This window comes from Rhizobium sp. LjRoot98 (assembly GCF_964252935.1).
GTDB lineage: Bacteria > Pseudomonadota > Alphaproteobacteria > Rhizobiales > Rhizobiaceae > Pararhizobium.
The window spans coordinates 851,820-875,671 of the sequence record NZ_CAXUPW020000001.1 but is presented as its reverse complement, the minus strand read 5'-3'; the positions used below and the strand labels follow the sequence as shown (position 1 = coordinate 875,671).

General features: G+C 58.8%; 20 protein-coding genes and 2 pseudogenes. 10 read left to right on the top strand and 12 right to left on the bottom strand.

The features are described from left to right. The first annotated feature begins 128 nt into the window (after positions 1-128). A complete protein-coding gene (locus tag ACSQ3J_RS04305) occupies positions 129-551 on the top strand; it encodes a hypothetical protein (RefSeq protein ID WP_436038720.1) in 423 nt (140 codons plus the stop codon). A gap of 4 nt (positions 552-555) precedes the next feature. Here the strand turns inward: ACSQ3J_RS04305 and ACSQ3J_RS04300 are convergent, their stop codons facing one another. Next, entirely contained in the window at positions 556-1,104 is a 549-nt protein-coding gene (locus ACSQ3J_RS04300) for a hypothetical protein (RefSeq protein ID WP_436038718.1), read from the bottom strand. Positions 1,105-1,195: 91 nt separating this feature from the next. Then, complete coding sequence (locus tag ACSQ3J_RS04295) at positions 1,196-2,155, bottom strand: hypothetical protein (RefSeq protein WP_436038717.1); 960 nt, start codon at positions 2,153-2,155, stop codon at positions 1,196-1,198. A 35-nt stretch (positions 2,156-2,190) separates the two neighbouring features. On the opposite strand from ACSQ3J_RS04295, the gene ACSQ3J_RS04290 reads away from it, so the two are divergent. The 3 genes from ACSQ3J_RS04290 to ACSQ3J_RS04280 all read left to right on the top strand — a co-directional run bounded on the left by ACSQ3J_RS04290 (position 2,191) and on the right by ACSQ3J_RS04280 (position 3,557). Then, positions 2,191-2,571 carry a hypothetical protein gene (locus ACSQ3J_RS04290; RefSeq protein WP_436038716.1) on the top strand — a complete coding sequence of 127 codons (381 nt, stop codon included), beginning with the start codon at positions 2,191-2,193 and terminating at the stop codon, positions 2,569-2,571. Between the two features lie 136 nt (positions 2,572-2,707). Then, a complete protein-coding gene (locus ACSQ3J_RS04285) occupies positions 2,708-3,004 on the top strand; it encodes a hypothetical protein (protein ID WP_436038715.1) in 297 nt (98 codons plus the stop codon). Further along, positions 2,982-3,557, top strand: coding sequence for a hypothetical protein (locus ACSQ3J_RS04280; RefSeq protein WP_436038714.1), 576 nt, complete (start codon positions 2,982-2,984; stop codon positions 3,555-3,557). The genes ACSQ3J_RS04285 and ACSQ3J_RS04280 overlap by 23 nt, the downstream gene beginning before the upstream one ends. A 52-nt stretch (positions 3,558-3,609) precedes the next feature. Here ACSQ3J_RS04280 and ACSQ3J_RS04275 read toward each other — a convergent pair whose 3' ends face one another. From ACSQ3J_RS04275 to ACSQ3J_RS04260, 4 genes are all read right to left on the bottom strand, one after another. Next, entirely contained in the window at positions 3,610-3,978 is a 369-nt protein-coding gene (locus ACSQ3J_RS04275) for a hypothetical protein (RefSeq protein WP_436038713.1), read from the bottom strand. Between the two features lie 268 nt (positions 3,979-4,246). Continuing rightward, the gene (locus ACSQ3J_RS04270; RefSeq protein WP_436038712.1) at positions 4,247-5,839 is read right to left on the bottom strand and encodes an arylsulfatase; all 1,593 of its coding nucleotides are present in this window, start codon (positions 5,837-5,839) and stop codon (positions 4,247-4,249) included. A gap of 70 nt (positions 5,840-5,909) precedes the next feature. Further along, positions 5,910-8,321 (bottom strand): arylsulfatase, encoded by a 2,412-nt coding sequence (locus ACSQ3J_RS04265; RefSeq protein WP_436038711.1) that lies wholly within the window; start codon positions 8,319-8,321, stop codon positions 5,910-5,912. 111 nt (positions 8,322-8,432) lie between these two features. Beyond that, the gene (locus ACSQ3J_RS04260) at positions 8,433-9,404 is read right to left on the bottom strand and encodes a SphA family protein (protein WP_436038710.1); all 972 of its coding nucleotides are present in this window, start codon (positions 9,402-9,404) and stop codon (positions 8,433-8,435) included. A gap of 123 nt (positions 9,405-9,527) precedes the next feature. On the opposite strand from ACSQ3J_RS04260, the pseudogene ACSQ3J_RS04255 reads away from it, so the two are divergent. Beyond that, positions 9,528-9,662: pseudogene (locus tag ACSQ3J_RS04255) on the top strand (VOC family protein); the annotation flags it as partial. 272 nt (positions 9,663-9,934) lie between these two features. Here the strand turns inward: ACSQ3J_RS04255 and ACSQ3J_RS04250 are convergent. From ACSQ3J_RS04250 to ACSQ3J_RS04235, 4 genes are all read right to left on the bottom strand, one after another. Further along, positions 9,935-10,618 (bottom strand): DUF4405 domain-containing protein, encoded by a 684-nt coding sequence (locus ACSQ3J_RS04250; RefSeq protein ID WP_436038709.1) that lies wholly within the window; start codon positions 10,616-10,618, stop codon positions 9,935-9,937. Then, on the bottom strand, positions 10,615-11,058 hold the full coding sequence (locus ACSQ3J_RS04245) for a cytochrome P460 family protein (protein WP_436038708.1): 444 nt from the start codon (positions 11,056-11,058) through the stop codon (positions 10,615-10,617). The genes ACSQ3J_RS04250 and ACSQ3J_RS04245 overlap by 4 nt, the downstream gene beginning before the upstream one ends. A gap of 85 nt (positions 11,059-11,143) precedes the next feature. After that, entirely contained in the window at positions 11,144-12,211 is a 1,068-nt protein-coding gene (locus ACSQ3J_RS04240) for an alpha/beta hydrolase (protein WP_436038707.1), read from the bottom strand. Positions 12,212-12,361: 150 nt separating this feature from the next. Next, complete coding sequence (locus ACSQ3J_RS04235) at positions 12,362-13,255, bottom strand: LysR family transcriptional regulator (protein ID WP_436038706.1); 894 nt, start codon at positions 13,253-13,255, stop codon at positions 12,362-12,364. A 95-nt stretch (positions 13,256-13,350) separates the two neighbouring features. Between ACSQ3J_RS04235 and ACSQ3J_RS04230 the strand changes: the two genes are divergently transcribed. Next, the gene (locus ACSQ3J_RS04230) at positions 13,351-14,190 is read left to right on the top strand and encodes an SDR family oxidoreductase (protein ID WP_436038705.1); all 840 of its coding nucleotides are present in this window, start codon (positions 13,351-13,353) and stop codon (positions 14,188-14,190) included. Between the two features lie 361 nt (positions 14,191-14,551). Beyond that, entirely contained in the window at positions 14,552-15,016 is a 465-nt protein-coding gene (locus ACSQ3J_RS04225) for a lysozyme inhibitor LprI family protein (protein WP_436038704.1), read from the top strand. 96 nt (positions 15,017-15,112) lie between these two features. Here the strand turns inward: ACSQ3J_RS04225 and ACSQ3J_RS04220 are convergent, their stop codons facing one another. Both ACSQ3J_RS04220 and ACSQ3J_RS04215 read right to left on the bottom strand, forming a co-directional pair. Then, complete coding sequence (locus tag ACSQ3J_RS04220) at positions 15,113-15,331, bottom strand: hypothetical protein (protein WP_436038703.1); 219 nt, start codon at positions 15,329-15,331, stop codon at positions 15,113-15,115. 514 nt (positions 15,332-15,845) lie between these two features. Further along, a pseudogene (locus ACSQ3J_RS04215) lies at positions 15,846-16,523 on the bottom strand (IS481 family transposase); the annotation flags it as partial. Between the two features lie 751 nt (positions 16,524-17,274). On the opposite strand from ACSQ3J_RS04215, the gene aspT (ACSQ3J_RS04210) reads away from it, so the two are divergent. From aspT (ACSQ3J_RS04210) to aspT (ACSQ3J_RS04200), 3 genes are all read left to right on the top strand, one after another. Beyond that, positions 17,275-18,966, top strand: coding sequence for an aspartate-alanine antiporter (gene aspT, locus ACSQ3J_RS04210; RefSeq protein ID WP_436038702.1), 1,692 nt, complete (start codon positions 17,275-17,277; stop codon positions 18,964-18,966). Between the two features lie 220 nt (positions 18,967-19,186). After that, on the top strand, positions 19,187-21,895 hold the full coding sequence (locus tag ACSQ3J_RS04205) for a decarboxylase (protein WP_436038701.1): 2,709 nt from the start codon (positions 19,187-19,189) through the stop codon (positions 21,893-21,895). A gap of 146 nt (positions 21,896-22,041) precedes the next feature. Further along, entirely contained in the window at positions 22,042-23,736 is a 1,695-nt protein-coding gene (aspT, locus tag ACSQ3J_RS04200; protein ID WP_436038700.1) for an aspartate-alanine antiporter, read from the top strand. Positions 23,737-23,852 lie beyond the last annotated feature (116 nt).

The window sequence follows — 23,852 nt, the reverse complement described above, 5'->3', positions numbered from 1 at the left end:
TTAGGTACTTACGAATTCCTAGTGTAGCCACCGAGCACTAGGTTTCAATCAAAAGAACCCTTCTGTAGCTCGCCGCGCCTTTTCGGAATTTTGACACGACGAATCGGAATAAATGAATTTCCGCTTTCATGGCAAAAGTGCCCTTTGAGGATGTTTCAAACTCATTTTCACGCGTCTTGAAGACCGCACCAATCTCCTTAACGGGAGCCCGATGTGGCGCAGGCCGATCAACTCGCGGCCGCCACCGACCTGAAAATGAAGCTGCAATCGTTGCATCCCCAGAACTTAGAAGCCGAACTAATGATGTCGGCACCGCCTTGCGGGATGGTGAACAGGACCGCGCCGAGACAAAAAAGAAAAGGTACCCAAAAGCTGAGGTACTTCATATCCAGCACGATAGCCCGCTTACTCCCATCAAGGTCTTCTATAATTTCGTCGGCTTGCCTTTTAAATCCAGCGGCGATCTGGGCAATTCGAGGACCCTTATCGGTCAACTCTTTGTCGAACGTCGACAGCGCATTCGATATGTGATCTCGGGTTCGATTGAATAATTCCTTATGCGATTGATAAGTGCTTTCGGTAGGAGTATTCCGGTAGGTCACTCTCGCAAGGCGGCGAATGACGATCGTGCATCCGGTGCACCCGGTACCTAAGAGCTGTCGAAGCAGCCTCGCGCTTCGACGGCGGCTGGACGACTTCACTCTTCATTCGACGGGGAAACTTCCCGTCAAGAAGGTGCCATTGCGCACACAACAGCCGACTAGACGCTAGTCGTCTCAAATTTTCGTCCGACATCAGCAAGAGCCCGTTGCGGTGCGTCTCCGAAAGGCTGCCGAGATCGACTCCCGAGCGGGCGCCCGCTGACGCATTGGCGTAGCCCCAGATCAAAGCGATCCTCGTGTCGATATCTTGGTCGACAGAATCTGCAGACAACTCACGGTTTCGCGCGTTCCTCAATTCGGCCGCGATATCGTCAGGCGTGATGTGCTCGTGGGCTGCCTTCGGAACCGGCGGGTAGTGACCAAACAGCCGGGCTATAAACGACAGAAATCCGCCGATTACGGACCATCCGTGATTCCAGAGCTGTTTCAGAAAATTCAGCATTCCGTCCTCCCTCACATTCATCCCAAGATGGTGTGTTGGAGATGAGCAAGGTGCAACGCGCCGAAGAGATATCGGCCCTCAGGCCAGCGATCTAGGCCTTCGCCGGCGGATTGATCAAGTCTCCGATGTCGTCGAGCGCTGCATCCCACTCGTAATTCTTTCGTTTCCAGACCAACGCAGCTTCCTGTTGGCGATCATCTGGGGCAATCGGATTCTCGAGCTTCTCGAAGACATCGTACTGCGCCGTGGGCATCAGTGAGCTGCCATATCCGCCGATCCAAAGGACTTCGGAGGACAGGAACTCCGTAATGCGAGCCAGCTCTTTGATCGCTACTGATATCCTCTGGTTATCGACGGCAACGTTCGCGACCGCCTCGCGATCAAATGGCGCGCCTGCATGCGCAAGATATGCGTGGCTCCAGTCCGCTATGCGGGCGGCGTCGCTGGAGATGAGCAGGTTTTCAAGATCGACGAGGACCGATTTCGGAACGACGTCGTCCCGTTTCCTCGCCGATGGATTCGTCCTCGAAATTTTGTCGAACTGCTCGTGCGTACGTTCCGATGTCGACCATGCTTTCGGCCCTGTCGTGTGCCCCCAGAAAACGGCCCCCGGCCTCCGCTCAGACCACTCCTCAGCCGAGACCGATTGGTAGTCGTAAGGGAGCCCATCGAAGCAAACGAAGTTCTCCCGCGTGAGCAGATGAACGCTTCCTTTCACGTCGATGATCAACCTTGATAGCGAAAACCGGTTCTTTCCTCTGTCGGTCAGACGTCGGATTGCCATTATCTGTTGCGCCGCGTGGCCGCCGATGAGTGCTTCCGCGATAAGGCTTGTGTTGAGGGGGCCGTCGGGGTTGTCTTTGGCGAGTTGTACAATTGTCGCGAACTGCGTGTCTCGCCACACCAGCTCTTGAACGGTGGACCAGATCGCATGGTCAGGGTCGTCGTCGAGCCACCGCTTCCATTGTTCTCGCTTCTCACGGAAGGCTCGAAGTTTTTCTTTATCTTCGACATCACACTCGTTGACCGGGTAGGTGTATTTGGTGTTCATGTCACAACCATAGCCCAGAGCGAAACAGAGGCAACATGTCAGATACGGTCGTTACATTGTCGGGCTGGCGCGACGTCCACGAGATCATCGTCAAGACGAAGCTCGGGCGCGTGTGCTCCGTGCTCATCCACGACAACACTGGCGGGACGTACGATACAAACGTGCTGATCTCAGACCCAGTCGGCCCGCAACCTAAGACTTGGGACTACTTGGTGGCCACGGCTACCCCGACTTCCACTGCAAAAGAACATTTCGAAGAAGCATTGAAGCTGGTTCAGGCCTACCTCGCACACTTTGCCCCGACCGATGCAATGGTCGGGTTTCACAACCCCTGCAATGCGCCCTTCGTCTCCGAGCCAGATCAGAACGCCGTGTTAGCCAATCTGGGCATATCGAAGACCGTAACCGTTAACTGAAAAGGCGCATGGAAGAGTTCTCCGTGACGGACCGTGAGGCCAATGCGTGCTCCGTTAGGGCTCCCAGCCACACCGCCGCTGTCCCCACAGAGTATGCTCAACGATCTCGCGCTCCGTCTCGAGAGACATCCCGGCGATGTCGGCGGATGACGGCCGGATGGCCGAGTTCACGCGCAGCCGTCAGGCCCTGAAGGAACGAGAGCCGTTTCGCGCAGATGGCCTAGATGACCTTGACCGGATCGGCGGCCAGCGCAGCCTTGACGGTGATGTCGCCGATCTTGCCGTCCTGCGCAACACCCAGCGCGGCCTGCAATCACTTCGGTTCACGGGACACGCCGGAGTTCACCGCACGGTCGAAGGTGCAGTACTCTATGCCGGCGGGAAGGTCGTCATATCGGATCGGGTTAGCATTGCGGCGCGACAATCAGGATGAGAATCGGCCTCTCATCCAGATCGCCGCGCTACAAGCGTACTATCTGGCGATAGATCGCCGTGATCTCTGTGCGCGTGATGGTGAAGACATCGCGCCGCGGCTTGCCGTTCTACGTCAGCCAGGCGTGGAAGACGGCCTGTGTGACCCCGTGCGATGTCCTGCCGCCGGGATCCCGCTTGTCGTCGAGCTTGCCTCCTTCGGAGATGTCGAGCAAGTCGAGCGCATGATCAAAAGTATCGGCCACCATTCAGCGCTCCTTGTTGAGCTGAAATTGTCGGAGATGTTCTTGAAAGCGCAAAACGCCGGCGGTCTTGCTTATGAGACGAATATGGACATTTGGGCGAGCTGCGAGACGATTATGGACAATGGCGAAGCTCGGGGCCGTGTTTCGGAGACGTTTATGGACAATGGTCGCCGGCCGGACGGCGAGACTGACCTTATCGATCATGCGGCTAATGCGCGTCCGCCGACGACATCACCCATCGCTTTGAACCGGCCGTCATCCGACATGAGAAGTAGCGTGCGCTTGCCGTTTCGGTACTGGATAATGTGAGCGTGCGCCCAAGTCGTCGGACCCTTGTTATAGCCCTGCTCGAGGTTGGCGCTTACTCCTGCGACGAGACGCCCTCGAAGATCTTAGGTGTATGGGTGTGTCCGGAGGAGGTTTTGGGACCTAGCCGGCGATACTGTTGCGGCGGGCCGCGGGAGCTGCCAACGCCCAGATCACCATGCAGGCCACACTCGACATCGCCAACGACGAAGTTACCGCCGGATGGCACAAACTCAATGTCCTCATCGAGGCCGGCACCTCGCATGGCGTACTCGACGACGTTGAAGTTGAGATTGCCTGCACGGATCGCTCCGTGCCAGTCTGCATTCAGGCGATGCCAGTAGTATGCGTTATGCGCGTCGAGTGCGCCGTCTGAATCCTTGAGCCACCTTGCAAGCGCAGCGTCGTGGTTGGATTCGACCATGACAGTCTTGCCCCACCGCCGCGCTGTAGAGTTGATGAAAGAAGCGGCTTCTCTAGCCGTTCGACCGAAGTGGCGACTTCTCCTGCCCAAAGTTTCGTCGGAGTCGCTCCCACAAACGGACACTACCCTCATTGTGGGCGTTGGATACGATGGCAGGATTGCGCCGTCATTTCGGTCGTTCAGCCCGACTACGTCAAGCTCCTACAAGCGGTCAGGCGGCTATGTCGCCCCAGAAGCGGGTAGCCAGATGGGCAGACTGTATGGATAACTATTGCCCGAGGCCAATATTCTTCGGCGGATATTTTTTGTAGGTCGCGCCGTGGGCTTTCATTTCGGCTGCCATCGAGGCCAGGAAGGCGTTCATGCGGTGACCAACGGGGTACTGTTCCTTGGGGTCGATGTAGAGATTGAACAGCCACGGTGCGAGGCCGACATCGCTGACGGTGGTCATGTCGATGTTCAACCACTGGGCTTGTTCCTGCACCACTTTCACATGGATTTTGTATTCATACATGCGCATCGCCATAAAGTTCTGTTCGTTCCAGATATAGACCTTCTCGCGGTTTGATTGGCCGTCATCGGCCAGCAGAAACGAGGTCTGGTCGATGCCGTCGATATAGCGGTCGGTCGGGATCTTGTCCGCCACGCCGGCCACGTGAAGCGATGTATTGAACAGGTCCATCAGATCGAAGAGATCATCGCTCTCGCGGCCGGGCTTGATCATGCCGCGCCAGTAGGCGATGCCCGGCACGCGGACGCCGCCTTCCCAAGCTGAGCCTTTCGCGCCGCGGAACGGCGTGTATCCGGCATCCGGCCAGGTATCGAGCTGCGGACCATTGTCGGAGGTCACGAAAATGAAGGTGTTGTCGAGCACGCCTGCCTTGTCGAGCGCATCGACAATCTCGCCGATATAGGAGTCCACTTCGACCACATCATCCTTGTAGGGATACTTGCTGGCGCTTTTGCCTTCGAAGGCCTTGGAGGCAAAGTTGTCGGCGTGCACCTTCATGAAGGCATGTTCGAGGAAAAAGGGTGCCGTGCCGCTGGCCAGCTCCGTGATCTTCGCGACGCTGAATTCCTTCAGCATCCGGTCGCCTTCGGCCATCTTCTCGATGCTGTCGATCTGCTCGACATCTTTGGTTTCGCCACCCTTGAACCCATGAACGAGCGCCGTACTCGAACCGGTCTTTTTCAGCATCGCCAACCGTTCGGGATTGAGGACAAGATCGGGATAACGCCTTTTGTCGACGCCTTGGCTGATTTCCTTCTCGGCCTCGTAGAAACCATAGAACTCGTCAAAACCGATATCCTGTGGCCGCATGCCGACGCTTTCGCCGACATGCCACTTGCCGGACAGAACGGTCTTGTATCCCGCTTCGCCAAGCAGCTTCGGCAGCGACGTCTCATCGGCCCACGGGTTCTTGGTGATCTTGTCGCCGGCCAGGATCGGGCGCGTCAGGCCGGTGCGCACCGGCAGGCGACCCGTGAGGATCGCGGAGCGTGTCGGCGTGCAGGTGGCCTGGGAATAGGTGGAGGTCATCTTCAGGCCTTCACGGGCCAGCCGGTCCATGTTGGGCGTGGCGGCGCCCACCGCCGCCCCGCCGCCAAACGCGCCGGGATCGCCATAGCCCATGTCATCGACGACCAGCCAGACGATATTCGGTCGCCGGCCGGTGCGGGTCATGAGTTCGTCCAGCTTCTTCTGAGCTGCTGTTGCCTGGTCGGCGTGGACCAGGGCGGGTTCCATGCTTTCGCTCGTTCGCTCGGCCTGTGACAGCACAGATTGCGCCAGCGTGAAACTTGGAATGGCCGCAAGAACCGCAGTCTGCAGAACCAAGGCGCGAAGGGTCTTCATGTTCATGATGGTCTCCCGGAATGATTTTCAAGATGCCTTGAGCCCTGCGACCCAGTTCGCAGGGCGCGCCTGTATGCTAGTTTGTCAATTCAACCTTCAACTGTGCGATCGTGCCATTGAACTCGAATGGTCGCTTGTCGAAATATGCCTCGGATACGGGCGAGCCGAGATCGACGCCGACGTCGAAGGATTCGGTAGCCGTAAAGGCGGCCGGCACGGTGCGCTTGACGGTTGTCTTGGCAGCCTCCTTGCCATCAATCGTGATCACGACATCAGCAGGACCGGCCGGTTTCGGAATAGAGGTCGATATTTCTATCGCATGCTTGCCCGCCGACAACTTTTCCGTCTGCGCCTTGTAGTTCTCGATGATCATCATGTTGTATTCGTAGGTGATCTTGCCATCTTCCATGTAGACGGACAGGCCGCCGCCTGCGCCGCCGACCGCATAGAGCACGCCATTGGCGCTCTCGCCGATATCGATGTCCAACTTCACGACATTGCTTTGACGGCCGACGCCGGGGGCCGCGAATTCCGGCATGCGGCGCGTCGTCTGGCTGAACGTCCACTGATTGTATTGTGACTTGACCCGGTCTTGCGGGTGCAGTCTCAGCCAATTGCCCGCGCCGATCGGGAAGTCCTTGTTCTCCTCGGCAACCTCAAGGAAGCGCTTCTTCAGCTCTTCCAGCTTCTCCGGGTTTTTGGCGGCGAGGTCGGTGGCCTGCGAAAAGTCGGTCTTCAGGTCGTAGAGTTCCCACTCATCCTTGGCCGAGTCCCAGTTTGCAAGGCGCTTGGCCGAACCAGGGGTATCCCAGGGAATGAACGGCCCCTTGGCGGCGGCAAACCAGCCGTTGGAATAGAGGCCGCGCGAGGCGTTGTTGTCGAAGAACTGTTCCTTCACATGGGTCGGAGCCGAGGCGTCGTTGAAGGTATAGGCGAGGCTGGTGCCGTCGATCGGCATCTGCTCGAAGCCATTGACCACCTTCGGCGGCTTTATGCCCAGCACGTCGTAGAGCGTCGGGGCGATATCGACCACATGGTGGAATTGCTGGCGGAACTTGCCGTCATGCTTGATGTGGCCGGGCCAGGAGATCACCATAGGGTTTCTGGTGCCGCCAAAATAAGATGCCATGAGCTTGGTGCCCTTGAACGGCGTGCTGCCCGCCCAGGCCCAGCCGGCGTGGTACATGTTGTCGGTCTTTCCCGTTCCCAGGGCATCGAGCCCCCCGAGTTTATCCAGCGCTGCGATCTGCTGCTCGACTGTGTTCTGGATGTTGTTCTGGGCGAGCAGTTCGCTGATCGAGCCCTGTTGCCCCTCGGCGCTCGAACCGTTGTCGCCGAAGATGTAGACAACCATCGTGTTGTCCTTCAGGCCGCGATCCGCCATGCCGTCGAGCAGGCGGCCGACCTGGGCATCCGTATGCTCGACGAAGCCCGCATAGAGTTCCATCAGCCGTTCCTGGAAGGGGCGCTGCGTGGCTGGAATGCTGTCCCACGAGGCCATTGTCGGATCACGCTCGGTCAGCTTCGTATCGGCGGGGATGACGCCCATCTCGAGCTGGCGCTTGTAGGTGCGCTCGCGGTAGGCATCCCAGCCGCCATCGAACTTGCCCTTGTACTTGTCGGCCCAGTTGGCAAAGACGTGATGCGGACCATGCACGCCGCCGGGTGCCCAGTACATCATGAACGGCTTGGCCGGATCGAAGGCGCGGTAGTCATCGACCCATTTCAGCGCCTTGTTCACCAGATCTTCCGTCAGGTGGTATTTCGGATCATCATGGGGCGGCTCGACGGAATCGAAGTTTTCCGTCAAGCGCGGCTCCCACTGGGACGTTTCGCCGCCCAGGAAGCCGTAGAAGTGCTCGAAGCCGTAACTGTTCGGCCAGTGGTCCTTGGGGCCGATCGATGTCGTCTCGACGGCTGGTGTGTTGTGCCACTTGCCGAAGGCGGACGTGTGGTAGCCGTAATCCTTCAGGACTTCCGCGATCGTGGCCGCTTCTTTCGGAATGACGCCGGTATATCCGTCGAAGGCGACAGCGCGCTCGGCGATCGTGCCGGACCCGACGCGGGTATGATTGCGTCCTGTCAGCAAGGCCGCGCGCGTCGGCGAGCAGATCGACGTCGTGTTGAAGCCTGTGAAGCTGATGCCTTCGCTGGCAACGCGCGACAGGGTCGGCGTGTGGACTTCACCGCCGAACGTATCGGCAATGCCGAAGCCGACATCATCAAGCAGGACGATGAGGATATTGGGTGCGTTGGCAGGCAGCCTCTGCGACGGGTCGGGCCATTGCATGGTCGAATCCTGCAGCCGCGGCTTTGCGACGCCCTTCATCGGCTCGGCGGGAAACGGCAGAACGGAACCGTCTGTCGGTACCGACTGGCTATAGGCCGGCGAGGCGATAGCCGCGAGCGAAAGGGCCAGTGAAAGAGTGAGGGGGAGAAGGGCGTTGCCTGCGGCACGTTCCGCGCTGGGTTTTTTGAATACCGACATAGCGACAGTCCTTTTCGATGAAGAAATCCTGGCATCACCGCCGTTCGATCCGGCGACAGGCCCTTCGAGCAGACAGCGCTGCCGCTGCCGTGGTGAGCAAACGGCTGCCCTTTAGAACGAGACGTTGGCCGAGACTTGGAAAATATCGCTTTCAAAGCGGCGCTTTGCGGCGAATTCGTGCGTATACTTCAGCTTGAAATTGACCGGGGTCTCGTCGAACTTCGTTGAATAGTTAAGGATCGGGCCAATTCCGAAGACGCGAGCCTTAAGGCTTTCCGCGCCGAGCGTATCCCTGAAGGCATCGGCACCCGCTCCGCTGTCTTCGCCGATCTGCGTGGACGCGTAACCTGCGACGCCGAGGGCCAGACCATTCGGCAGATGCTGCAGGATCGCGCCTTCGAAATTCAGGATCGGGGCCGTTTTCCAGTCGGTCGCCTTGTTCTCAAACGGAAACTCGAGGCTGAGCGCACCGGAGAATTCCAGGCCGTTGCCCGGATCGAGGTAGGTTGCCGACACCACGGGCATGATCGTCAGGCGGTTCTTGCCGTAGTTGAGGAAATCGTCGATCTCCGGAGGCGGCCCGACGGTGACCTTGCCGGAATTGTACTTGCCCCACGGAAGGAAGAAGGAGACGCCGGCGCTGTAGTGGAGGTTGCCGTCATGCCAGCCTACGATGCCTGTGATGATCGGGTCGCTGAAACCGGTGTTGCTGTCTTCGACGGCGCCGGAGAAGCGGCCGACGACGCCGGATGCATCAAGCGTACCCGTGCCTGCTGGCACCGAAACGACGAATCCGGGCGTGCCCCCAAAAAGTTCGGTGTCGAAGAAGTGCGCTATGTCGACCCGGTAGAGGGCGATATCAACTTCCGGCGCGGTAACCGCGAAACCGCCGATGGCAAGCGTCGGACCGTTGCCATGCCAGTAGAAAAAGTTGTTGGTGACAATCGTCGATCCCGGTTTTCCGACGATCCCGGCGACGATATCCCGGCTCCCAAGTAGGTACGCGCTGGTGCCTCCCTCCATGGCGGAGGCTGCGCCGCCGGAAGCTCCCAACAGAGCCACGGCCGCCCACAACGATTTCATGTTCATTCCCATGCCTCAACTTGTGATTCTTGATGCTTGTCCGTTGGTTGCAACCTTTTCGCAGACCATTGCAACTCTGCGCCAGATGGTCAATCCGGTTATGGACGCTTCGCCAAAAGTTATAAATTCGGTGGGACAGCGCTGAAGCAGGTGGGTATAGAAAGCCCACCGGCGGCGCGGGCGAATGGGTCATTCGTCGCCTATCTTCGCGATCCCGATGGGAACAAACTAACCGCACAGACCCAGTTAACAAAGTGAAACACGCACCGGCATCCGACAACATCATCGACACCCAGAAGCGCTTACACGCCGCGGGTCGCCTGATATGCCAATTCGCTAATGATTTATGCTTCGCGCCTTCATATCGGTCGTTAACACCTTCCCTGCGAATTCTTGAAAGCGGTCGGTCTTCTCCATAAGCCATTTCCGCAAACCATCAGCGGTCATTGGCCTCGATCTAAGCCCGACGGTCATATCCTCCTTGCTCCAACGTACTTGAGCAAGTTCCTCCGGCGGGGCGTGGCGGAGCGTCAGCGGGACTTCACCCTTGCGCAGGCTTGAAGGGCTTTCAGGGAGTAATGTGCGATCGAGACGCCCAGCCCAACGATGGAGACATGCTGCAGAAGCAGCGCAGATGTGGCAATTTCATAGGTGCCAAATCCGCTGGGCATCTCCATCGCCAGTTTCGATGCGACGTCCACCGCCACCAGACTATAGACGCCGCAGGCGACGATGAATCCTGTCAATGCGCGAAGCATGAGCACGCCCGCCTTGCTCGGGGGCGCGATGCCAAGCCGGCTGCGAACCACGCCCATGATAATCGACCAGTGCAGGCCGAGATGGGTGGATGCGATAAGAAGCGTGCCATAGCCGACAAGCGTATGGATCTGGCGGGCAGTAAAGGTGGTGGCGATCTGTAGGAAGCTGAACACTGACTGCGAGATGATGAGGCTGGTGGCCAACAGGCTAATCATGCTGATAAGCAGCGACAGATTGATCGCCGCGGTCACCATGCTCCGCGCTTCAGGATGGCCTTTCCTGAGTGTTCCATACCATCGTCGGTTAAAGACGTTGTGAGCGATCAGCAGCAAGAACATCGCGGTGCCGGCGACCTCATGCGTTAGGTTGCCGGTCCCGTTATAGGCAAAGGCGGACAACAACAAGCTGATCGCTAGAAAGTCGAGAAATAGCCGGAACAGGAAGAGCGGCCTCACGGAAGATAGGCCTGCATTCTATCCGCGGTGAACTGGAAGTCATTGCCGGCCGCGCCCTGGTGGCAGGCTTCGCATCTTTCGGCGATCGCGGTGCGCCGAACCTGCATGCCGGTGTCGAACTGCTGGAAGTGCCAGTTGCCGGTGCGTAGCTCCTCGGCAACTTCAGTGCCCCAGTCCACGCCCTTTTCCATAACAAAGTAGTCGGTGAGCTTGTAATCTGACCAGATGCCAAGCACGAGGTGCGTTCCGGCCGGAAGCGGCTTGCCGGTCTTGGCAATCGCCAGCGTGTCCGGATGGGCGAAGGCCTCTTCCCGAGAGGATCCGCGGTCATAGGTGGCGTAAAGGACGTACTTGTCAAAGTTCTTCGGGAACGTAGCCTGACTCTCGGAGTGGGCGGCGATCGCCGGCAGGACGATCAAGGCGATGCTGATGCCGGTCATGAACAAGGAACGCATGGGAAGCCTCTCTGCAGGGCGTGGCGACAAAAGAAGCCCGGCGATTAGCCGGGCCGCTGTAGGGGTGTGATTACTTGGCTGCGAGTTTGGCCTTGAAGAACGGGCCGACCTTGTTGGCGGCCGCCGTGGCACCCTTGCCGTCGTAGAGATCCATGTGCGTGGCACCGTCGATGATGAACAGCTCTTTGTCCTTGGACGCGGCCTCAGCGTTCAGTTCCTGGCTATGCCAGAGGGATCCCGCTTCGCTGCCGGCGACGATCAGCAGCGGCTGGGTAATATATGTGTCGGCACCTTCAAACCCGGTGAACGAGGCCAGTGTGGCGACGCTGACCAGGCGCATCTGGTTGGTCGAGGTCGGATAGCCGCCGCGTGGGGTCAGATAGTAGTCGGCGGCTTCCTGCAGGTCGCGAGGGGCAGTCTCATCACCGACCTTGGGCACATAGTTGACGTAAACGGGTGCAGCTCCTGCTGCCTCGGCCGAACGCTGCTTCGCGACGGCATCCAGTGTGCCGATCAGGGCGGATTCCGATCCTTTGCCGTCCCAGCCCTTGCGGGTGGCCGCACCGACGTCCACGGCGCTAACCGTGGCGATCGCCTTGATCCGGCGATCGGTCATCGAGGCTTTCACAGTAATGCCGCTGCCGGCGCAGACGCCCAGCGCACCGATGTTGTTGGCATCGACGTAAGGCAGCGAGGTCAGGTAATCGACAGCGCTGTAAAAATCGACTACACGCTTCATGGGGTCATCGAGGAAGCGGGGCATGCCACCGCTGGCACCCTGATGCGAAGCATCGAATGCGAGCGTCACGAAACCCTGTTCGGCCAGCTTCTGTGCATCCAGGCCGGCCGCCTGTTCCTTGACCCCACCACCCGGATGCACCACGACGATCGTCGGGTACTTCTCGCTCTTATCGAAGTCCTTCGGGAAATAGACGTTGCCCGACATCGTGATGTCGTTGTTCTTGAATTCGATGCCCTGGACCGTCACCTGGCCGGTTTCTGTGGCGCTGGTCGTGCTCGGGATCAGGGCAGGGGCAGCAGCGGCCATATTGGCCAGCAGCAGGCTAGCGGTGACGATGGAGCTGCTCAGGAGGAGGTTGCGGCGGCTGCGGCCGTGGCCGTTGGTGGTCTTGCCCATGATGGCGTTCCTTCTTTGCTTCGGTTGGCGTCTCAGCCGCGATGCGCCTGTGACCATCACAAGGTAAGGTGTCCGGCATTGAGTGATTAGTCGGTAAAGTTCGCATGAGCTTAGAAAGGGCTTTTCTTAATCCGAAATCGAGTGCCGGGATCATCCGCGATATCGCAGCGCTTCTATGACCAGGGCGAAGGCCGGTGAATGCTGGCGGCGGCTCGGGTAATACAGGTGGTAAGCGGGGCGGGGCGGGCACCAGTCCGCAAGAACCCGCATCAGCCTTCCGTCGTCGATGGCGTCGGCCACCTGATCCTCGGGCAGGAATGCAATACCCATGCCATCCAGGGCGGCCTGCCGCATCATGCTGATGCTGTTGAACGCTGTGCGCCCAGTGATCCGCACCTTCAGTTCGCGACCGTCCTTGTGGAAATCCCAGATGTAGAACCCGCCATGGGTGGGCAGGCGTAGCCGGATGCAACTGTGTTCGGTCAGGTCCTGGGGGATTATGGGTTTTGTCCGTCCATCAAAATAAGACGGCGCACCGACGACCGCGAAGCGGAACTCCGGCCCGATCGCCACCGAGATCATATCCCTGTCCACCTGTTCGCCCAGGCGCACGCCGGCGTCGTAGCGATCGGCAACGATATCCTTGAGGCCATACTCGCTGATGATTTCGATGTTGATGTCCGGATACTCCGCCATCAACCGCCTGAGGCCGGCCCAGAGGAGGGTCTCGGCCGCGTGCTCGACGGCCGTGATCCGCACGTTGCCGGCCGGCTTGTCGCGCATGGCGCTCAGAGCGGCGATCTCACTTTCGATTTCGTCGAATCGCGGGCCGATGCTGGCCAGCAGGCGTTCACCCGCTTCGGTCAGCGACACGCTGCGCGTCGTGCGGGTCAGCAAGCGGATGCCGAGGCGCGCTTCCAGCGTCCGGATCGTATAGCTCAGCGCAGATTGGGAAATTCCGATCTGCGCCGCTGCCTTTGTAAAGCTCTGCTCCCGCGCAACGGCGATAAAGGCAAGGAAATCGTTCACGTTCTCGCGGCGCATTCATAACCCTGTTTTCTAAGTCCATGCCGATAATACCATCTAATCACTCGCTGAGGGACGGGATATTTTGTGCCAACTCAAGGAAAGGAAAAATCATGAGCAACGTTTTTTTTATCACCGGCGCTGGCAGCGGCATCGGTGCTGCGACAGCCCGTGCAGCCCTGAAAGCCCGCCACCGGGTGGTGGCCACCGGTCGTAATCTCGACAAGGTGCGCACTGCTCTGAGCGACGTCGCCGGCGACAGGCTGGCCGTGGTTCAGCTCGATGTCACCGATGAAGCCCAGGCCCATACGGCCGTCGCTCAGGCGGTCGAGGCGTTTGGCCGTATCGATGTTCTGGTCAACAATGCCGGGTACAGCGTGCTTGGCAACTTCGAGGAGATAAGCTCCGCCGACTTCCAGAGCCAGGTCCAGACTAACCTCTTTGGCGTCGTCAACGTCATGCGTGCCGTCCTCCCGGTCATGCGCAGACAGCGTGCCGGCCGGATACTTAACATCAGCTCCGTCGCCGGCGTTATCGGCCTGAAGCATTGCTCCGCCTATGCGGCTGCCAAGTTTGGCGTGGAGGGCGTGACGTTCTCGGTCGCCCACGAGGTCGAGCAGTTCGGCATCAAACTGACGGTTGTTTCGCCCGGCTTCTTCCGGACCGATCTGCTGGATTCCGCCAACGTCCGCTATGCGCAGAGCGCGATTGACGACTACGCGGCTGAAGGCTCGGCCGAAGCTGCCTATTCCGCCTATGACGGCCAGCAGACAGGCAATCCGGCGGCACTCGGAGATGTCTTGGTCCAGCTCGGCACGATGGAAAATCCGCCCAAGCAGTTCATGGCAGGAGCGGATGCGGTCGCGGCGGTTACGCCAGTACTGGAAGGGCGCCTGGCGGAGATCGAGGCTTATAAGGACCTCACTGAAGCGTCGGCCGGCTCGTTTGATTGAGCAGATTGCTCAATGATCGCCATCAATTGGATGGCGATCTGCGGCTTTGCAAGACGGGTTGCACCGCATGAGAAAGGGTGGGCTGTCGACCTAGGTCGTGCATAGAGCTTTTGGCAATCAGTTTGTGGCGCACGGTTGAGAGCGATCCTTTGCTCTCCAGCAGCAAACATCTGAGAACACTTTCCGCTTCGCGCGCCCATGTCGGTCGTTCACGATACCCACATCGGTCCCGGAAGCGGTCAGACCGCTCTTCGATTGGTCACGGTAGTGACAAGGAGGTTGCAGACCGCACACGATGGCATCACAACCTAGAAATTCCATAGTTGATCGCACCTTTGCGGCATGCAAACTTGACTTGCCAATGGAGACGCGCGTTGCCCTTTCAGGAGACAAATGGATGACAGCATTCAATCGATCATGGACTGTTCTCACGGTTCTCTTGTCGCTGGCAGCCTTTGGGAACGGCTCCGCATTTTCCAAAGATGCCGACCAGGGGCAAAAGGACTGGCAAGCATGTATGGACAAGTCTGACGGCAGCAACGCGGCGTGGGGCGGCTGCGGGCAGGTGTGGTTGAAGCAGGAAGACGAGAAATTGAACTCGATCTGGAAAGAAATCTACGGACAGAGCACGGGGCAGACGAAGACCGATCTGCTGGCGGAGCAGCGCCTCTGGAACACATACAAGGAAGGTTCGTGCCAGGTTTACGCAAACGGTGATTGGGGCGCGGAACGGATGGTGTTGGACTACGTTACATGCCGGGCAAGTGTAATCGATCAACGGATCACCGACCTCGAAAGCTACGGTGACCTTTTCAAGGGCAATTAGCGGTCCTTAGATCTCCTGCTTTCCTGCATGAATCGAAGGCAGCTTTGCGCCTTCATTTCCGTCGTTCCACACTAGCGGGCCCATTCCTGAAAGCGGTCAATGCGCTTCGAAGGCGAGCAGGGTGTCTGCCACCCCTTTGTCGAGTGATATTGAAGGCGGCGACGGGCAGGCCATTGCAAGATATTGCAGAGGCCCTATAATCCCGCGATGTTTTGGAGAACGAAAAACCCCCAGCCACCCAAAATATCCCGCACTCGGATCGACACGCTCTCCGAGAATCCAGAACTGGGCATACTCAATATTCAGACCGACCAAGGTCCTATCCGCCTTCTGATAGACAGTCGCAATGCACAGGACCTGATCGAACAATGCATGACACTTTTGGGCTACCCGGCGTGATGGACCAGTAGCCTTACAGTCACCCGCGCATAAGCTGGTGAAGTTACTATCCTGTGTCGTGTCATGTTGTCATAATACTGCTTCAAACCCTGCTTCTCAGCCCCACCCAAAAATGGGTTTCTGAACCGCGTTTCGTAGAACGAGCCGCAACCCCCGACTGCCGGCATTGAATATACAATTGATCGGATGTAACAATCGACGTGCAAATGGGCGGAAACCCTGAGCACGGCAAGGCTCCGTCGCCACGAACGTTTCGGAGCCTTGCCACCCCTTCTTCATCAATGGGTCGCTTATGACGTTGATCGACAACACTAGCGTAGGTCAGACGCATTGTGGGTGTGAACCGCTGCAACACGATGTCAACCAAACCCAGGTCCTGTGCTTAACAAGTCGTCTTCACCGCGCGTCCTTTTGGAAGTCGCCGATACGCGACCTGGCCGTTGGTTCGGCGTTGCTTGATTTTGGTGAGCCTATGCTCGATCCCGTTATGACTACAACGCATGTCGAACATGTGCGTCATGTGGGTGGCCGTGGGGCCATCGAAAGAACGCAGTGGGAAGGTGAACTGGATGCCACTATCCGTCAGGACAGTATGGATTTTGTAGGGCACAGCCGCGATCCGTGCGACGAGAGAGGCGGGCGTTAATGTCCTGCCAATTTTTGGGAACCAACTGGACGAAGCCAAAACTTGCTGGTCCGGTCGATCACCACGTAAAGATAGAGTTTGCTTTCCGCCGTACGCACTTCGGCGATGTTGATATGGAAGCAACAGATCGGGTAGGTCTTGAATTTCCTTTTGGGTTCATTGTCGCCCTTCACATTGGGCAATCGGCTGATCTCATGCCGTTGTAGGCAGCGATGCAGGGACGAGCGCGTCAGGTGCGGGATCGTGGCGTGCAGAGCGTAGAGGCAGTCATCGAGGGCAACAGGTGTGTCGGCGGAAGGCAACGACGATCGCCTCTTCGATTGAAAGCGTCGTCGAGTGCTCGACTTTCGGACCGGTTGGCAGGTCCCTCGCCGCTGCGCGCTGCTTCCACTTCGCTAAAGTCTTCTTGTTGAGCCCATAGCGCTTCGCAAGAACGCTCAGACTCTTTTGGGCGTGATCGAGAACGCAATGGCGGGACCCGCGGCGCCCGAGAGCTGCGGGATCGTGTTCATGATGGGCGCTGCTTTGGGTGAAGAAGGTGCTCGCCCAAGGTGCCTTGCTCCTTGAGCTCCATCGGAGAGGGTCGTGAATCCCAGCCAAATGGCGAACGTGGATATCGCGAGAGTCAAAAGTAGCGTGCCGCCCATGGCATATGTTGCGGCAAAGCTGGCGCAAATGGCAACAGACTAACTCGCTCGATATGAGTGGTGTATGAGCCGCAGAACAGAGATAAAACGCACAAACCCAATAGTAGGATCAACATCGTGTTCGCCTCGTCACGGAATTGATATTTGGGTAGAGGTAATATTAGAAATCAGGATTATGTTTTATCTAAAACATCGGCACCTGAATGAATGTAGATTTCTACTATTGATAACCACCGCTCCGAGGAAACAGGCCTTGGCCGGCGGAGGCCAAGGCCTGATCGTAATCAAAATTGCCCTCGGGGATGAAGAGCTCTCTCTGATACAACTCTAAATTAGAGGAAACTCTGGAAATTTGAACCCTGAAATTTTGTGGTTTGTCGCGCCGCAACCGGTCGATCGCCCGTGCAGTAATAATACTCGATGTGCTACCACAAAGACCGGCGCAGAATCCGAATTTCCACATAAAAATACCAGCTTGAATCGAAATAGCAGGTGTGTATGCTCGCCATACTAGCGACGTGCATTCATAAATTTTGGTATCCGGATCAGAGCAATAGGGGGGAACTATGCTTGACTGGTTTGCAAACACGCTTCGCACTTATCCTGAAATTGCAATATTTATGTCCTTGGCGCTGGGGTACTACTTCGGCTCCTTTACATACAAAGGTTTGGGTCTTGGGGCCGTAACGGCCACCTTGATCGCGGCTGTCATCATCGGGCAACTCGGGATCACGATCTCGCCGCCGCTCAAGGCGACGTTCTTTCTGATGTTCCTGTTCGCTGTAGGCTACGGTGTTGGGCCGCAGTTCGTGCGCGGCATCGCCAAGGATGGCATCCCTCAAGCCTTGTTTTCCGTGGTTGTGTGTCTCTTCTGCCTGGGCGCACCCTATATTGCCGCAAAATTCGCGGGCTACGACATTGGATCCGCGCTGGGGCTCTATGCCGGTTCACAGACGATTTCAGCGTCGATGGGCCTGGGGACCGACGCCATCAACCGTCTGGGCTTGCCACCGGAGGAAGCCAAGCGGCTGCTTGACGCGATGCCGGTCGCTTATGCCGTCACTTACATTTTCGGCACTGTTGGTTCGGCAATCGTGCTGGCGCTTCTCGGCCCTGCGCTTCTCGGTATCGACCTCGAAGCCGAATGTAAGCGGTATGAGGAGGAAAAGGGCGGCAAGAAGGAAATGGGTGGAGCCGGCACGGCCTGGCATCATTACGAATTGAGGGCCTACAGGGTTCGCGAGGACGGGCTTGTCGTCGGAAAGACGGCCAGCGAAGCCGAGTCGATGATCCCTGAGCAGCGCGTGTTTATTGAGCGGATCCGCCGCGGCGGCAAGATCGAGGACGCAACGGCAGACACCGTGATCCAGGCCGGCGACATCGTTGCCGTGGCCGGCCGGCGCGATGTGCTGGTGAGCCTGATCGGCCATGCGGCGGAGGAAATCGACGACCGTGAATTGCTCGCAGTGCCCACGGAAGGGGTCGATGTTCTCGTCACGGACAAGAAGGCCGATGGCAAGACGCTGGCGGAACTGGCGCAATGGCCGACGGCCCGTGGTGTTTTCCTGCGCCGGATTGCTCGGGGCGCTACCGCAACGGAAATTCCGATCCTGCCGAATACCCAGATACATCGCGGCGATGTCCTGACCATTGTCGGGAGAACGCAGGACACGACCGCCGCCGCCAACGCGCTTGGTGTGCCGGACCGTCAGACCGACGTTGCCGATGTTGCGTTCATAGGCGGCGCGATCACCATCGGCGCGTTGATCGGCGCGCTGGTCTATAAAGTCGGCGACGTTCCCTTCACGCTATCGACATCAGGTGGTGCACTGATTGCAGGCCTATTCTTTGGCTGGCTGCGTTCCGTTCGACCGAAATTCGGACGAATTCCGTCACCGACCGTCTGGTTCATGAATTCGGTCGGCCTCAATATCTTCATTGCGGTGGTCGGAATCTCGTCCGGTCCGGGCTTCGTGGCAGGCCTGCAGCAGCTCGGCTTCAGCCTGTTCCTCTGGGGCATATTCGCAACGACCGTGCCGCTGGTACTGGCCATGTATGTGGGCAAATACGTGTTCCGCTTTCATCCCGCGATCCTTCTGGGGTGCTGCTCCGGGGCGCGTACAACCACTGCCTCGCTCGGGATGATCAACGATCGCGCAAAGAGTCAGATACCTGGCCTCGGATACACCGTTACCTATGCCGTCGGCAACACTCTGCTGACGATATGGGGCATGGTCCTCGTCATGATGATGACCTAGCGAGGTTTGGGCGGGGCTCTGCCGTGAGCAGCCGATTCCGCCCGCACCGGATACCTGCCACGCAACGATGCGCGGCAGTTTTGCGCAAATGCTTCGCTTAGATCCGAAATCAGGAACGTCTCGCACCGAAACCTCAGTGGTGGAGAAGCTGCCGATCCAGACCGACCATTTGGACGGCGTCAACGATGACGTTCGATCGAGACAGAATGGGGAGAACTCAATGACCAAGACCGCCCATATCGACCAGTTCCTGCTGATACATTTAGCGCGTGCCGACAACTGGCGTGAACTCACCAGCTTGGCCGACGCCTGGGCCGCCAACCGCGGCGAACGATCCGCGTTGGAAGCCGCGCTCGCTGCAGCCGGACCGGCGGAAGAATACCACGCCTATCCAGGAACGCGGTTGCTCGACGCCTTGAAGGAACGCATCGCAAGCAATGATCCCACCGGAGCCGCGAAGCTGGCGCGGCGCATCTCGAACGGGCTTCTCACTCATGCATACAAGGGTCGGCCGGCCGAGTGGGACGTCCACGATGTGATGTCCGCTGATGAGGTGGTCGACATCATGCCGCCGGCGACAGGTGAAGCAAGTAGTCGCCGTCCCTATTTCGAGGTGCTGTTCGTCAACAGCCAGCCAGCAGCACGATGGCCCGCATTGGCTAACGAAGTCCGCAGACTGCGACGTCCTGAGGACGGCTTCATCTATGAACCGATCTTTGTTGGATCATTCGAAGATGCATTCTGCGCGGCGGCGTTGAACCCGGACATCATCTCCATGGTGCTCGCCGAAGGCTTTCCCTACCGCTCGCGCCATGACGCGCCGGTGCTGCGCTCGGTGCTGGACCCCCTCGGAGAAACCGAGGGATCGGATGTTTCGGCGCTCCGCCTCGCGCGTTCCTTGAAGAGAATCCGTCCAGAACTCGACATCTACCTACTGTCCGATCGCCAGGTCGAAAAACTTGCCGGAGATCCAGCAGCCGACGCGGTGAGACGTATCTTCTATGCAGTCGAAGAGCCACTGGAACTGCACCTGGCCATCCTGGAAGGCGTTCAGGCGCGCTTCGAAACGCCCTTCTTCGACAACCTGAAGAAATATGCGCGCCGGCCCATCGGGACGTTTCACGCCCTGCCTATTGCCCGCGGCAAGTCGGTGTTTAAGTCCGACTGGATACGCGACATGGGTGAGTTCTACGGCCTCAACCTGTTCCTCGCAGAAAGCAGCGCGACAACGGGTGGCCTCGACAGTCTCCTGGAGCCGACGGGCACCATCAAGCGGTCGCAGGAGATGGCCGCCCGTGCCTTCGGCGCCGATCACGTCTTCTTCGTGACCAATGGCACCTCCACATCCAACAAGATGGCGGTTCAGGCCCTTCTGGCCCCCGGCGATATCGCCGTCGTCGACCGCAACTGCCACAAGTCGCATCACTACGGCATGGTGCTGACCGGCGCGCAGCCTTATTATGTCGAAGCCTTTCCGATGACGGAATATTCGATGTACGGCGCGGTGCCGCTCGACACCATCAAGCGCGCGCTTCTGGCGCTGAGAGCGGAAGGACGTCTCGATCGCCTGAAGCTAGTTGACCTGACCAACTGCACCTTCGACGGCCACATGTACAACGTCCGTCGGGTGATGGAGGAGTGCCTCGCCATCAAGCCGGACCTGATCTTCCTCTGGGATGAGGCATGGTCCGGATTTGCCCGCTTCTCGCCCTTCCTGCGTCCGCGCACCGCCATGGGTGCCGCGGCCGACCTTGAGGAGTGGCTACGTGATCCCGCGTCCGTGGACGCCTATGAAAAGCAGCAGGCTGATCTCGGCAGCGATGCTTCGGACGAAGCGCTGCTTGCCGCCCACCTGATCCCTGATCCGCGTCTGGTTCGTCTTCGCGTCTACCAGACAAACTCCACCCACAAGTCGATGTCGGCGATCCGCCAGGGCTCGATGCTGCTCGTCAAGGACGTCGACTTCCACACAGTGGAAGCCCAATTCCACGAGGCGGTCTTCACCCATGCCTCGACCAGCCCGAACCAGCAGTTGATCGCCAGCCTTGACGTCGCCCGCCGACAGATGGAGCTCGATGGCTACGGGCTGGTGATGAATGCGATCGAGATTGCGCTCAAGATCCGCGAGGCGGTCAGCGAGCATCCGCTGATCTCGAAATACTTCCGTGTCCTCGGTGCTGACGACATGATCCCGCCCGCTTATCGACAGTCGGGCTTCAAGGACTATCTAGCGCCCGGTTCGACCTGGGCCACGGTGATCAAGGCAATGCGGGAGGACGAATTCTACCTCGATCCCACCCGCATGACGATGGTTTGCGGAACCGCCGGTTTCGACGGAACGCAGTTCAAGGGACTGCTGGCCAACGAATACGGCATCCAGATCAACAAGACCTCGCGCAACAGCGTGCTCTTGCAGGCGAACATCAACAATACGCGCAGCGACGTCGCGCATCTGGTTCGCGTGCTGGTCGAAATCTGCCATGGCATCGAAAAACGTCTGGCGGATGGCGGCGAGGGCGAGCGAACGGCATTCACAACACGGGTTAAATCGTTGATGACCGACGTGCCCGACCTCCCCAACTTCAGCCATTTCCACGACGTTTATCGTGGCGATGCTGGGAAAACGACGCCAGAGGGCGACATGCGAACCGCTTTTTTCAATGCCTATGACGCCTCCATCTGCGAGTACGTCCCGCTTATCGGGGAAGAATGTGATCGGCGGTTGAAAGAAGGGCCCGAGATGGTCTCGGCCAACTTCGTCATTCCCTATCCGCCGGGCTTTCCGATCATGGTACCGGGGCAGGTATTGACGCAGGAGACGATCGATTTCATGCGCAAGCTCGATGTGAAGGAAATCCACGGTTACGAGAAGGCAAGAGGGCTGAAGCTGGTCAAGCCGGACGCTGTCGCAGCCAAGATGAAGCGATAACCGGCAACGATCGGACCCCGCGTTATGACGCGGGGCCGGCTCGTTTCACCGGTGTAATTTCGAGCTTGCCAGTTTCGACATGAGCGTTCCGGCAGGTGGTGGGGTGGGGATGCCTCGATACGAGGTGAGGGGGAGTTCGTCTGATCATGCTTTGGTTCGAGCAATTTCTGGTCAAATATCCCGAGCTTGCCGTATTCCTTGCGATCAGCATCGGATACCTGATCGGGACGTTTAAATTCCGAGGGTTCGGTCTCGGCCCGGTCACAGGTTCGCTGTTTGCGGGCATCCTTATCGGCCAGTTCGCCGATGTGCCGGTTGCCGGCATGGCGAAATCGTTTCTCTTTCTTCTGTTTCTGTTCGGGATCGGTTACTCGGTCGGGCCGCAGTTCCTTCAGGCGTTGAAGCGGGATGGGATGAAACCCGTGCTTCTCGCCATCGTCGTCTGCGTGACCGGGCTTTTGACAGCCATCGCTGTTGCCAAGATTCTTGGGCTCGATCCCGGCTTTGCGGCTGGCCTTCTCTCCGGTTCCCTGACCGAGAGCCCGGCCATGGGCACGGCGACGGAAGCGATCAATGCCCTGCCATTGCCGGAAGCCGATCGCGCCACGTTCGTCGCCCATGTCGCGGTGGCGGATGCCGTTTGTTACGTCTTCGGTGCGGTCGGTGTCATTCTGTTTTGCAGTGTCGTCGGTCCCAAGCTGCTTGGCATCGATCTGGTTGCCGAGGCGCTGAAACTGGAAAAGGAATACGGGATTACCCGAACGCGAGCCGGCGTCTCCTCGGCCTGGCACAGGTTCGAAATGCGAGCCTATCGGATCGCCGAAAACGCGCCCATCGCCGGCATGCCCATCCGGGATGCGGAGGCAATGCTTCCGGAGCACCGGCTTTTCATCCAGCGTCTTCGACGCGACAGTGCGATCGTTGAGGCGGCTCCGGCGCTGGTGATCAGGCCAGGCGATATCGTTGCGGTATCGGGGACGCGAGAAACGCTGGTAACCGTCCTTGGACCGCGTAGCGAGGAGGTAGAGGACGGCGAGCTTCTCGATATCCCGGTGTCGGTTGCCGACATTCTCCTGACAAACCGCGAGATCAAGGGGCGGAGCATCGAGGATGTGGCCACGGAGAGCTGGACACGCAGCCTCTATCTGCGTGCCCTGACGCGTGGGGGGCAGGATATCCCGATCGCACCGGGTATTACGGTGGAGCGTGGCGACATCCTGCGGCTGGTCGGCCCGGAGCCGGTCGTCTCGGCTGCCGGCAAGCGGATCGGCGTTGTTGTAGCGCCGGCGACGACGACGGATTTCTTCGTCCTCGGGCTTGCGATCTTTCTCGGCGGGCTTGTCGGCGTTCTCGTCACCGTTCCGATCGGCGACATGCGGATTTCTCTCAGCACCAGCGTGGGCACGTTGCTGGCGGGATTGATTGTCGGACATCTGCGCACGCGTTTTCCCCTGTTTGGCCGCATACCGGATGCCGCCGTCTCGCTGATGACGGCACTCGGGCTTGCCGCCTTCGTCGCGATGACCGGCCTGCATGCCGGGCCGATCTTCTTCTCGGCTATTGCGGAGGCGGGTATCAGCCTGCTGTTCGGCGGCATGATCGTGACCATCACGCCGATGATCGCGGGGCTCTACTTCGGGCGTTACGTGCTCGGCATGAACCCGATCCTGCTGCTTGGCGGGCTTGCGGGAGCCCAGACGATGACCGCCGCAATGGCAGCCGTTCAGGATCGGTCGGGCAGCATGGTCGCCGTGCTCGGCTACACGCCGGCCGTTCCGATCGGCCACATCCTTCTGACAACTTGGGGAACCGTCATCGTCGGCATCATTGCCGGATCGTAGCCGTGTGCGATTGCGGACAACCGAAGCAGCGCCTTTGGTAACCGATCCCGCCCGGAACATCTTGAATTGCAGTGCAACCAAAGGAGGCTTTTGAATGATGTTGAGCATTGATTGAT